The 12,784-nt window shown below is 68.8% G+C and carries 6 protein-coding genes and 1 pseudogene; 6 read left to right on the top strand and 1 reads right to left on the bottom strand.

The window, feature by feature from the left end:
- Nucleotides 1–100 precede the first annotated feature (100 nt).
- The 4 genes from ABZ622_RS38195 to ABZ622_RS38180 all read left to right on the top strand — a co-directional run bounded on the left by ABZ622_RS38195 (nt 101) and on the right by ABZ622_RS38180 (nt 5,782).
- Nucleotides 101–1,453, top strand: coding sequence for an esterase-like activity of phytase family protein (locus ABZ622_RS38195; protein WP_360551367.1), 1,353 nt, complete (start codon nt 101–103; stop codon nt 1,451–1,453).
- 749 nt (nt 1,454–2,202) lie between these two features.
- Complete coding sequence (locus ABZ622_RS38190; protein ID WP_360551365.1) at nt 2,203–2,796, top strand: peptidoglycan recognition family protein; 594 nt, start codon at nt 2,203–2,205, stop codon at nt 2,794–2,796.
- Nucleotides 2,797–2,900: 104 nt separating this feature from the next.
- Nucleotides 2,901–4,262, top strand: a complete 1,362-nt coding sequence (locus ABZ622_RS38185; RefSeq protein WP_360551363.1) for a GAF domain-containing protein — start codon at nt 2,901–2,903, stop codon at nt 4,260–4,262.
- Nucleotides 4,259–5,782 (top strand): aldehyde dehydrogenase family protein, encoded by a 1,524-nt coding sequence (locus ABZ622_RS38180; RefSeq protein ID WP_360551361.1) that lies wholly within the window; start codon nt 4,259–4,261, stop codon nt 5,780–5,782. The genes ABZ622_RS38185 and ABZ622_RS38180 overlap by 4 nt, the downstream gene beginning before the upstream one ends.
- A gap of 166 nt (nt 5,783–5,948) precedes the next feature.
- Here ABZ622_RS38180 and ABZ622_RS38175 read toward each other — a convergent pair.
- Nucleotides 5,949–6,062, bottom strand: a pseudogene (locus ABZ622_RS38175) (HAD family phosphatase); the annotation flags it as partial.
- 855 nt (nt 6,063–6,917) lie between these two features.
- On the opposite strand from ABZ622_RS38175, the gene ABZ622_RS38170 reads away from it, so the two are divergent.
- Entirely contained in the window at nt 6,918–9,446 is a 2,529-nt protein-coding gene (locus ABZ622_RS38170) for a Pls/PosA family non-ribosomal peptide synthetase (protein WP_360551359.1), read from the top strand.
- Between the two features lie 63 nt (nt 9,447–9,509).
- Nucleotides 9,510–12,764: an amino acid adenylation domain-containing protein gene (locus ABZ622_RS38165; RefSeq protein ID WP_360551357.1), complete on the top strand. Its 3,255-nt coding sequence runs from the start codon at nt 9,510–9,512 to the stop codon at nt 12,762–12,764.
- Nucleotides 12,765–12,784 lie beyond the last annotated feature (20 nt).

Raw genomic sequence — 12,784 nt, 5'->3', positions numbered from 1 at the left:
CCAAGAGAGCCGGGCGGCCACTCCTGGCAAGCCACTGAAGGCAAGACCCCATCAGCCACACCCGGCCCTCCCGGGCCGACTAACAACTTACGGAGGCCCCATGTCCGCGCGCGTTGTCCGTCGTTCCCTTGCCGTCGGTCTGCCGCTCGCCCTGCTCGGTACGGTGATCGCGACCGGGACGGCAACCGGCGCGCAGGACGACCGGCACCGCCGTCCGGAGCGCCCGGCGCGGGTCACCGGCACCGCCGTACTGGGCGACGTTCCGCTGGCCGGCTTCAGCAACGGGCTGCTGCCGGGCACGGTCGCGGACGACCGCGGGGTGCAGCTCGGCGGCATGGGCAGTGACATCTACCCTGCGGGCCGCCGGGGCGAGTTCTGGACCGTCACCGACCGCGGACCCAATGGACAGATCAAGATCGACGGGAAGAAGCGACGTACCTTCCCGGTCCCCGGCTTCGACCCGGCGATCGTCAAGGTACGGGTCAGCGGGAAGCACATCAAGGTCCTCGGGGCCATACCGATCACCACCCGGTCCGGGGCCGCGGTCACCGGTCTGTCGAACCAGCCGGGCCGCGACGAGGCACCGTACACCTACGACGCGAAGTCCCCGCTCGCGTACAACCCGAACGGTCTGGACACCGAAGGCATCGTCCGCGCCGCCGACGGCAGTTTCTGGCTCGTCGACGAGTACGGCCCCTCCCTGGTGCACGTCTCCGCCCGCGGCCGGGTCCTCACCCGCTACGTGCCGAAGGGGCTCGGGCTGACGGGCGCCGACTATCCGGTGGTGGAGTCGCTGCCTGGCGTACTCCTGCACCGCAAGATCAACCGCGGCTTCGAGGGACTGGCCCTCCTCCCGGGCGGCGATCTGGTGCTGGCGGTGCAGAGCCCGCTCTCGCTGCCGGACCAGGACGCGGGCGAGGCATCGCGCAATGTGCGGCTGCTGCGCTTCTCGACGAAGAAGCGCACGGTCACCGCGGAGTACGCCTACCGCTTCGACGCGGTGGACGTCGTGGACCCGGGCGAGGACGACACCTCCGAGTTGAAGATCTCCTCGGTCGTCGCGCTCGGCCGACACGAGCTGCTGGTCGAGGAGCGGACGGACAAGGCGGCCCGGCTGCACCGCGTGACGCTCCCGCACGGTTCCGGGATCCTGGGATCGGCCTGGGACGACCCGACGACGTCCCCCTCGTACGAGGAGCTCACCGACCCCTCGGCGTCGGGCGTGCCGGTGCTCCGCAAGAGCCTGGTCGTCGACCTGGGCAAGGTCGCCGGCGTGCCCGGGAAGATCGAGGGCGTCGCGGTGACGGGCCGGAACACGCTCGCCCTCATCAACGACAACGACTTCGGGATGACCGACGGTGCCGAGGCGTTCGACGCGAACGGCCGTCTGGTCGACAGTGGCATCGAGACGTCGGTGACGGAGCTGAGGCTGGCCCGCCCGCTGCGCGGCTGACCCGCCTGCCCGCGCGCGGACGTCGGCAATTCCAGGGGCCCGGCTTCGGTCGGAGCCGACCCGCGCGCCCGCGCCCAGGCGCTTCCATCCCGTCCGGCCCTTCGCGGCGATCGCCGCGGAGGGCCGGTTTCGTCAACCCGCCCTGCCGGTACGGAACTTCATTCCGTACGTACCGCACTCCCCGGCGGCCCGCTGATCCCAAGTCCTCTCGCCCGTACCGACATCGACGTACATTCCGGCGTTCTCCCCGTCCGCCGACGCCATTTCCGCGCCTGCTGTCTTCCGCCGCCCGCGCGGCACCCGTACGGTAGTGCGCGCGAGACACTCGGCCGCACATCGGACAGCATCTTCCGGTCATCGGACATCAAGGGAGCCGCGGGATGTCGGGGGAATCGGGCAGCGGACTCCCGGGCGACGCCTCTCCTCCTCCGTCTCCTGTTCCCGGCGCCCGGGATCGCGGTGTTCGTCCCCGCGCCGCCGACGACGTCCGCCGGGCTCTCGGCGTCGGGCATCGTCCGCGGACCCGGCTCGTCCGTCCCATACACAGGTCCGGTCGCCGGTGTCCGGACGCCGATCGGGATCGTTGTGCCCGTGGTGCTTGCCGCGCAGGTATCCGGGCGGACGGCACGGACGGGAGGGATCCACCTCGACGACGTCCCCGCGCCGCCGGAGAAGCAGAGGAACGAACTGCTCAGCCATGAGCGGCCCCGCGTCCCCACCCATCCCCTCCCCCACACACAGGAGTGTTCATGCACCGCAGAAGGATTCTCCAGGGCGCCGCAGCGACGGCCGCCGCCGCCCTGATCCCTGCCTCCACCCGCGCCGCGGCCGCGGCGACCGCGGGCGACACGGACTACCCGCTCGCCCACTGGACGCCCGCCTCCACCTCCAACTACACGGCGTCGAGCCGGCCTTCGGCCTATCCGGTCCAGTACGTGATCATCCATGTGACTCAGGAGACGTACCCGGACACGATCGGGATCTTCCAGAATCCGGCGAAGCAAGTCTCCGCGCACTATCTGGTGCGCTCGGCCGACGGTTATGTCGCCCAGTGCGTCCGTGAGAAGAACATCGCCTGGCACGCGGGCAATTGGGACTACAACACGCGCAGCATCGGCATCGAGCACGAGGGCTGGGTGGACAAGCCTTCGTACTTCACCGGCGCGATGTACGAGAAGTCGGCACTGCTCACCGCTTCGGTGTGCGACCGCTACGACATCCCCAAGGACCGCGCGCACATCCTCGCCCACGCCCAGGTCCCCGGCACCGACCACACCGACCCCGGCCCGAACTGGGACTGGGTGCGGTACATCCGGCTCGTCAATCTGTACTCGGCGGGCTGACCCGCCTTCGCCGCCCGGGCCGGCCGTTCTCTTCACCGCGGTTGTCGCAGCGGCCTGCCGCGACGACGATGGGGAGGGCGGGAACCCCTGAACGGGAGGGTGAGTTGACGGATCCCTGGGTGGCGCTGGCAGCCGATACGGACCCCGGTACGCGGATCGGCCAACTGCGCCGCGCACACGAGGTGTTCACCACGGCGGGCCGGCTCGAACGGCCGGTGCGGCCGGTGGTCGGTGAGTCGTGGCGGCGCTCGGCGCGGGCCAGGGTCAGCCCGGACGGCGCGGCCCTGGTCGAGCTGGGCCCGGACGACCTGGGCCCGTACCGGGACGGGCATCCGCTGGCCCCCGCCATGCCGGTGATCCGTGAACTGATGGGCGCCTACGCGACGGACGGGGAACATCTCCTCGCGGTGTGCGACGCACACGGCAGGCTGCTGTGGGTCGAAGGCCCCGCGGTGACCCGACGGGCCGCCGACCGGATGAACTTCGTGGAGGGCGCCCGCTGGTCCGAGGCGGCGGCGGGGACGAACGCGCCGGGAACGGCCATCGCCGTGGACCGTCCGGTGCAGGTCTTCGCCGCCGAGCACTTCCTGCGGCCGGTCCAGCAGTGGACCTGCGCGGCGGCGCCGCTGCACGACCCGCACACCGGACGGGTGCTGGGCGCCGTCGACATCACCGGCGGCGACCGGCTCGCGCATCCGCACAGCCTGGCGTTCGTGCAGGCGGTGGCCCGCGCCGCCGAGTCGCACCTCGCACTGCTCCGTCCCGCGCCGGCCGCCGGGACCGTGCGGCTCAGCGCGCTCGGCCGGGACGAGGCGCTGCTGGTGACGGGAGGCCGCACGATCCGGCTCAGCAGGCGGCACAGCGAGATCCTGGCGACGCTGGCCCGCCGTCCCGAGGGCCTCACCGGGGACGAGCTCCTCGTCGAACTGTACGAGGACGAGTCGGTGACCCCGGTGACCCTGCGGGCCGAACTCTCCAGGCTGCGGCGGCTGCTCGGGCCGGAGCTCCTCCGGTCCGGCCCCTACCGGCTCTCCGCTCCGGTCGACGCCGACTTCGACACGGTGGCGCGCCGACTGGCGTCGGGCGCGGTGGCCGCGGCCCTCGCGGCCTACACGGGCCCGCTGCTGCCGGGCTCGCGGGCCCCCTCCGTCATCCGGCTGCGGCGCCGGCTCGACGAGCAGCTGCGGGCGGCACTCGTCGCACGTGGCGATCCGGGGCTGCTGGCCGACTGGGCGTACAGCCCCTGGGGCGAGGACGATCTCCCGGTCTGGGAGGCACTCGCAGCGGCCGTTCCCGCCGGGCAGCGCCCCGCCCTGCTCGCCAGGGTCCGGGCGCTGGACACCGAGCAACGGCGGCCGCTCCCGTGTGCGGCCCGTGCAACGGGGTTGCAACGTGGTGCTGCCTACCCTCGCGCCGAGGGCCGTCCAATGGCGGACGGCACCGGATCCGGGAGGCCACAGAGATGACCCGTTACGCCGCGCCGGGTGCCGAGGGCGCCATCGTCTCGTACGAGTCCCGCTACGACCACTGGATCGGCGGCGCGTACGTACCGCCCACCCGTGGTCAGTACTTCGAGAACCCGAGCCCCGTCAACGGCCGCCCCTTCAGCGAGATCGCCCGCGGTACGGCCGAGGACGTCGAACTGGCCCTGGACGCGGCGCATGCCGCGGCGCCCGCCTGGGGCGCCATGGCGGCCGGCGAGCGCGCGGGGCTGCTCAACAGGATCGCCGACCGGATGGAGGCCCATCTGGAGGAGCTCGCGGTCGCCGAGAGCTGGGACAACGGCAAGCCGGTGCGCGAGACCCTGGCCGCCGACATCCCCCTCGCCATCGACCACTTCCGCTACTTCGCCGGTGCGTTGCGCGCCCAGGAGGGTTCGCTGAGCGAGATCGACGACGACACGGTCGCGTACCACTTCCATGAGCCGCTCGGCGTCGTCGCGCAGATCATCCCGTGGAACTTCCCGATTCTGATGGCCACATGGAAGCTGGCCCCGGCGCTCGCGGCGGGCAACGCGGTGGTCCTGAAGCCGGCCGAGCAGACCCCGGCCTCCATCCACGTATGGCTGAAACTGGTCGCCGACCTGCTCCCGCCGGGCGTCGTCAACATCGTGAACGGCTTCGGGACGGAGGCCGGCAAGCCCCTGGCCTCCAGTCCGCGCGTCGCGAAGGTCGCCTTCACCGGTGAGACGACGACGGGGCGGCTGATCATGCAGTACGCCTCCGAGAACCTCAGGCCGGTGACCCTGGAGCTCGGCGGCAAGTCGCCGAACATCTTCTTCGACGACGTGTGGAACGCGGACGACGACTTCCGCGACAAGGCCCTCGAAGGCTTCACCATGTTCGCCCTCAACCAGGGCGAGGTCTGCACCTGCCCGTCGCGCGCGCTGGTCCAGCGCGGTATGTACGGCGAATTCCTGGAGGCGGGCATCGCCCGCACCGAACGGATCGTACCCGGACACCCGCTGGACACGGACACGATGATCGGTGCGCAGGCCTCCGACGAGCAGCTGAAGAAGATCCTCTCGTACCTGGACATCGGTCTGCGGGAGGGGGCGAAGGTACTCACGGGCGGTGAGCGGATCGAGTACGACGGGGAGCTGGCGGGCGGCTTCTACGTCCAGCCGACCGTCTTCGAGGGCGACAACCGGATGCGGGTCTTCCAGGAGGAGATCTTCGGCCCGGTCGTGGCGGTCACGTCCTTCTCCGACTTCGACGACGCCATCGGGACCGCGAACGACACGCTGTACGGCCTCGGGGCCGGCGTATGGACCCGCGACATGAACACCGCGTACCGGGCGGGCCGCGCCATCCAGGCGGGCCGGGTCTGGACGAACTGCTACCACGCGTACCCGGCGCACGCGGCGTTCGGCGGCTACAAGCAGTCCGGGATCGGCCGGGAGAACCACAAGATGATGCTGGAGCACTACCAGCAGACGAAGAACATCCTTTGTTCCTACAGCCCTAAGAAGCTTGGGTTCTTCTAGAGCCTGAAGTCGGTTGCCTGGAGGCTCCGTTGCCCTCCAGGCAACCCTGCGCAGGAGCCACCCCTGGGCACCCGGGCCGCGAATCACCATCCGGCCTCGCGGGGGTCTCCGGAGCGGGCGCGGGCCGAACCACGGAAGTCGCCGAGCAGATGCTGCGCGGCGCCGGCCGGAGCAGTGCCGCCGCACCCGGCATGGTCACGGAGTCTTCGGCAACGAGCGCCAAGAAGTTTCTCAGGAGCGCGTGCGTCATGTCGTTGGCGAGCTGCGGCTTCCCTGCCTCTCTGCCGTGACCAGTGGACGCCGGCCTCGCTCCCGAGCAGTCGGCCGTCCGGCCGTCCGGCGCAATGCCGAGCCGATCGATGTGCGGCGTGTCGACGAACAACGCGCGGGGACGAGGACGGTACGCGCGGCTACAGCGGTGGTTCGTCGGACTGCGGTCCGGGCCGGCAGCAGGCCGGACAGTGGGTGCTTCCCCACTGTCGGAGGCCGTCACGACCAGGTGTTTGCCGGGGCCGCCCGCTCCGGGGCCGTTGAGCACGAAGTCATCGGTGTATGCGACGTGTACCGGGTCCGCCCTGCACGATCGCTTCGTCATGACACCAGTGAGTGAATGATCTCGGAGCATGAGCACGATCACTCTGCTGGCGGGCGAGCGCATCTCACTGATGGAGTGACATCAGACGGTTGCGGCCGTGTGACCCACCTTGCGACCACTGCGAAGCGCGCGGGCGTCGCTCCACCGCCTCACAGCTGCGATACACCCGGGTGCCGTCACCGAGCCCTTTCCGGCCTGGCGCCGGAGAGGGACTGTTGATGGGTGAAGACTGTACGGAACGACGAAACGCCTGGTAGACGGGTCCTCGACCAAGATCACGCCTGTCCGCCGGAGGGCCGCCATCGCGCCAGGCAGGATCACGGCCGGGGCGCAAACCGGGAGAGCTACTGCCACAGCAAAGCGACCGAGTCCGAGTGGCAGCCCGGCGGTGGACAGCTAAGACTGAGGCAGCGGTTTGGGATACGGACAACAGATCCCGATCTCGTGGTTTCCGGACCACTCGCTCCGGCCATCGAAAACGCGAGTACAGGGCGCCGACCGGAATGAAACGGCGCTCGGAAAGTTCCTCAAGGAGCTCGCATGGAGGACAAACCCCTCGACGTCATGACTCCCGGGCCGGATGAATCCGCAATCGGCACACGGAAGTACAACGGCCCGGAGAACGGCATCGAGCAGAACCTCGCCGAAGTACTGGCTGACGTCATGTGCGTCGAACGAGTGTCTGTCGACAGCCATTTCTTCGACGACCTCGGCGCCAACTCATTGGTAATGGCTCATTTCTGCGCACGAGTCAGAAAGCAGGAAGACCTTCCCTCGGCGTCGATGAAGGACATCTACCGGCACCCGACGATCCGCAGCCTGGCGGCGGGGCTCGCGAATGCCGCACCCGTCGCGCCGTCGGTCCCGGCGCCGACCGGGGTGGTGGCCCCGGCCCGCACAGCGCGCTACGCCCTCTGCGGAACCCTGCAGTTCCTGCTTTTCCTGGGGTACTCCTTCCTCGCCGGACTTGTCGCCGACCGAGGCTATGCATGGGTGTCCGCCGGATCGGGCGTGATCGACGTCTATCTGCGGTCGTTCGTCTTCGGAGGCATCGGCTTCGTCGCTCTGTGCACCTTCCCCGTCGCGGCCAAATGGCTCCTCATCGGTCGGTTCAAACCATGTGAGTTCCCGGTCTGGGGTCTGACCTATCTGCGCTTCTGGACCGTCAAGGTGCTGATCCATGCCAACCCGATGATCTTCTTCGTCGGCAATCCCTTGTACGTGCTGTACCTGCGAGGGCTGGGCGCACGGATCGGCAAAGGGGTCACGATCCTCTCCCGCAACGTTCCGGCCTGCCCCGACCTGCTCACCGTCGGCGCCGGCACAGTGATCCGCAAGGACTCGTTCTTCCTCTGCTACCGAGCGCACGCCGGCCGAATCCAGACCGGCCGGGTCACCCTGGGCCAGGACGTGTTCATCGGCGAGAAGACCGTGCTCGACATCGACGTGTCGATGGGCGACGGGGCTCAACTCGGCCACACGTCCACGCTGTACAGCGGCCAGACGGTCCCGGGCGGTCAGCGCTGGCACGGATCCCCGGCACAGCCCACACAGCACGACTACCTGAGGATCGAGCCGGCCGTATGCGGCGCGCTGCGCCGGGTCGGCTTCGGTCTCATCACCGTGCTCCAGTTGTTCTTCCTCTACGTGCCACTGGCTGTCGGGGGCGCGTACATGCTGGTAGCTCTCGTTCCGGCGCTGCACGACCGGCTGGGGCCGGGCACGGGGGGACTCACGTCGCCGGATCTCTACGTCGACGCGCTGGTCCTTTCCCTGCTGCTGTTCTTCGGCTTCGTCTTCGTGGGCCTGGCAGTGATGTTCACCGTTCCACGCCTGCTGAACCTGGTCGTCAAGCCGGACAAGGTCTATCCGCTGTACGGGCTTCATTACTCGGCGCACCGGGCGATCGGGCGCATGACCAACATCAAGTTCTTCACATGGCTGTTCGGTGACAGCTCCTACATCGTCCACTACTTGCGCGGCATCGGATACGACTTGTCCCGGGTCGAGCAGACCGGGTCGAACTTCGGCACGGAAGTGCAGCACGAGACCCCGTTTCTGTGCTCGGTCGGGAGCGGAACGATGGTCGCCGACGGGCTCTCCGTCATCAACGCCGACTATTCGAGCACGTCGTTCCGGGTGTCCCGGGCCTCGATCGGGTCGTACAACTTCCTCGGGAACAACATCGCCTATCCCTCGGGAGCCAGAACGGGAAAGAACTGTCTCCTCGCGACGAAGGTGATGGTTCCGCTCGAAGGCGAGGTGCGCGAGGGGGTGGGGCTGCTCGGCTCGCCGTGCTTCGAGATTCCCCGGTCGGTCGAGCGCGATTCCCGGTTCGATCATTTGCGCACCGGCGACGAGTTGCGCCGCAGCCTCGCTGCGAAGAACCGCTACAACATCCGCTCGATGATCTTCTTCCTCCTCGTGCGGTGGCTGCATTTCTTCGTTCTCGCGCTGTTCGGCCTGGCGAACGCCGAACTGTACGGCTCCTACGGGCATGTGGTGATCGCCGCGTTCCTGGTTTTCAGCCTCGGATTCACCGCTGTCTACTTCGTACTCGTGGAGCGCGGCATCGCGGCATTCCGCTCGCTGCAACCGCAGGTGTGCTCCATCTACGAGCCCTACTTCTGGTGGCACGAGCGCCTCTGGAAGGTGCCGGACACCTACCTCAACATCTTCAACGGAACGCCATTCAAAAACTTGATCTGGCGAATGCTGGGAGTTCGGATCGGCAGCAGGGTCTTCGATGACGGCTGTTATATGACGGAGCGAACACTCACCACCATCGGAAATGACTGCACGCTCAATGCGGGAAGCAAGATCCAGTGCCACTCGCAGGAGGACGGCACCTTCAAATCCGATCGCAGCACCCTCGATTCCGGCTGCACCGTCGGTGTGGGAGCCCACGTCCATTACGGCGTGACGATGGGCACCGGCGCGGTGCTCGCACCCGACTCCTTCCTGATGAAGGGCGAAGAGGTCCCCCCGCACGCACGCTGGGGAGGAAACCCCGCCGCGGAGATGCGCGAGGCCCCCCATCAGCCGGAGGCGCTGACGCGGAAGCGGTAGCAGCTTTGCCCTCGTCGGCGCGACAAAGCACGGTAGCTGAGGCGATTGGAGAGAGACGGCCTGATGGAAAAGCAAGTGAAGGCCGACCGGGAATTCTGGCGCGATGTGCTCGTCGCCGGTGGACTCACCGAAATCCCGCGGTGGACGCTCAATCCGGTGATGGGCATCGGCGAACACGAGGTGCCGATCCCGGACGACGTCGTGGCGGCGTCGGGCCGGCTGGCCAAGGACCTGGCGATACCGCTCGACTCGGTACTGCTGGCAGCACACGCCAAGGTGCTCGCCGCACTCTCCGGCGAGCACGAGGTCGCGACCGGATATGTCGGTGCGGGAAGCGGCCGGCCGCTGCTCTGCCGGCTGACGACCGGGCCCGGCTCGTGGCGGACGCTGCTGCTGGACGCGCATCGGGTCGCGTCGGATCTGCTGTCGCACCAGGACTTCCCGGTCGATGAGCTCAGGTGCGAACTGGGCCTGGCCGAGCCGCCGATCGAGGTCGTGTTCGATCCGCACGGCATGGGCGGCGAAGTCACCGGTGACCCCATCCTGCATGTGGGGTTTTCGCACCGCGGCGGCCACCTTGCGCTGCGCCTGCGGTATCGGACCGACGCACTGGACAACGACTGCGCCGTCAGGATCGCCGGTTACCACCTCGCCGCACTGGCGCTGATCGTCGCCGATCCGGACGCCGAGCACGAGCGGCAGAGCCTGCTCTCCCCCGAGGAACTCCACTTCCAGCTCGAAGAACTCGCCGGTCCGCATCAGGAACTGCCGGACCACAGGTTCCACGAACTGTTCGAGCGGCGGGTGACATCGCACCCGGACGCCGTCGCCGCGGTGCACGGCGATCTGCAACTGACGTACCGAGAACTCAACGCGCGCGCCAACCGGGTGGGACGAGCCCTGCTGGCGCGGGGGCTGCGCCCCGAGGGTGTCGTCGCGGTGGTGACCGAGCGCAACCTGGACTGGATGGTCGCCGTGCTCGCGGTCTTCAAGGCCGGCGGCGTGTACCTGCCCATCGAGCCGCATTTCCCGGCCGACCGGATCGCGACCGTGCTCTCCCGTGCCGCATGTGAGCTCGTGCTGACCGAGCCCGGCAGCACCGCCACGCTCGACCAGGCCCTCGGCCCGGTGCCCGGGGTCCAGAAGCTCTTCGTCGTCGCAGCCTACGAGGAAGACCATGCCGACGGTGATCTGGCCGTCCGCGTCGCACCGGACCAGCTCGCCTACATCTACTTCACCTCCGGCTCCACAGGTGAGCCCAAGGGTGCGATGTGCGAGCACGCGGGCATGCTGAACCACCTCTACGCCAAGATCGATGACCTGGAGATCGGCGAGGGGCAGGTGGTCGCCCAGACCGCACCCCAATGCTTCGACATCTCGCTCTGGCAGCTGATGTCCGGGCTGCTGGTCGGGGGACGGACCCTGCTGGTGGAGCAGGAAGTGATCCTGAACGTCCAGCGGTTCGTCGACAAGATCATCGACGGCCGGGTCGCCGTCCTCCAGGTCGTGCCCTCCTACCTGGACGTGGTGGTGTCCTGGCTGAATCAGCACCCCCGCGAGCTGCCGGACCTGCGGTGCGTGTCGGTCACGGGCGAGGCGCTGAAGAAGGAGCTCGTGCAGCGCTGGTTCGCCGCCCAGCCCGGGATCAAGCTGGTCAACGCCTACGGGCTGACCGAAACCTCGGACGACACCAACCACGAGGTCATGGACCGCGCGCCCGACGGAGACCGGGTCCTGCTGGGTCCCGCGGTCAACAACGTGCACGTCTACGTCGTCGACGAGCACCTGATCCCGGTGCCGCTCGGAGCCCCCGGTCTGATCGTCTTCTCCGGCGTCTGCGTCGGCCGCGGATACGTCAACGACCCCGAGCTCACCCGGCAGGCCTACCTGGACGATCCGCACCGTGCGGGCGCCCGGCTCTACCGGGGCGGCGACTACGGCCGCTGGACGCCCGGGGGAAAGCTGGAGTTCCTCGGCCGCCGCGACACCCAGGTGAAGATCCGTGGCTTCCGGATCGAGATCGGCGAGATCGAGAACGCCTTGCTGCAGGTGCCCGGTGTTCGCGACGGTGCGGTCGTGGTCACCGAGCGGGCCGACGAGAGCAAGCACCTGGTGGCGTTCTGCTCCGGTCGGCGGCAGCTCGATGTGGACGTGGTGCTGGACCGGCTCGGTGAGTCGCTGCCCGCGTATATGGTCCCGTCGGCCGTTCACTGGCGGGAAACCCTGCCGCTGACGGCCAACAGCAAGATCGACAGAAGGACTCTGCAGGCACTCGCCGGAGAACTCGATGTCGTCCCGGAGGACTTCCGCGCACCGGACACGCTGGCCGAACAGCGGCTGGCGGCCGCGTGGGCGAGGGTGCTCGGCATCCCGCAGGACCGGATCGGGCGGCGGGACCACTTCTTCGACCGGGGCGGTACGTCGCTGTCGGCAGTGAAACTGGCCATCGTCCTGGACCGCGCGGTGTCCCTCAAGGATGTCACCCGTCACCCGGTCCTCGCGGATCTGGCCAGGCTGGTCGACGACAGATCCGGGCGGCGTGCCGGGCTGCTTCAGCCGCTGTCGGCATCGGACGGTACGCAGACCTCAGCCCTGGTGTGCTTCCCCTACGCCGGCGGCAACGCGGTGAACTTCCAGCCGATGGCCAGGGCACTGCCGGACGGTGGACCGGCGGTCTACGCCGTCGAGCTGCCCGGTCACGACGTGGCCGCCGAGAGCGAGCCGCTCGCGCCGATGACTCAGGTGGTCGAGCAGGTCGTCGACGAGATCACCGGGCTTGGTCTGACCAGTGTCCTGCTGTGGGGTCACTCCTCGGGCGCCGCGTTGGCCGTGGAGACCGCCAGAAAGCTGCGGGAGCACGGGGTGGACGTCCAACGGGTGTTCCTCGGCGCGCAACTGCTCGGTGACGCCGACGACCGGCGCGCCACCATCGCCGAGCTGACCGGGCGGAGCGACGCCGGGATCGCCACGGACCTGAGCACGGACGGCGACTGCGGCTCACCCGGTGCGTCGGATCCGCAGCACGCCGAGCACGTCGGCGCCGCCTACCGGCACGACTGCGTGTCCGCTCACCGCTACTTCATCGATGCACTGGAGAGCCCGCCCGCGCAGAAGCTGTCCGTGCCGGTCACCGTGGTCGTCGCCGCGGACGACCCGGGCACGGCCGATTACCCGCGCCGGTACCTCGACTGGCAGCTCCTGGCCGAACAGGTCGGCCTGCACGAGCTCGCCGACGGCGGCCACTACTTCCTGCGTACCCGTCCGGCCGAGGCAGCCAAGGCTGTTCTGCAGGCCACCGATTTGTTCGCCTCTTCCTGAGCATCAGTTGAAAGGAGATC

Source organism: Streptomyces sp. NPDC007164 (assembly GCF_040634135.1).
Classification (GTDB): Bacteria; Actinomycetota; Actinomycetes; order Streptomycetales; family Streptomycetaceae; genus Streptomyces; species Streptomyces sanglieri.
Note: the sequence above shows the minus strand (reverse complement) of the source record. Positions and strands in the feature narration are given on the sequence as shown.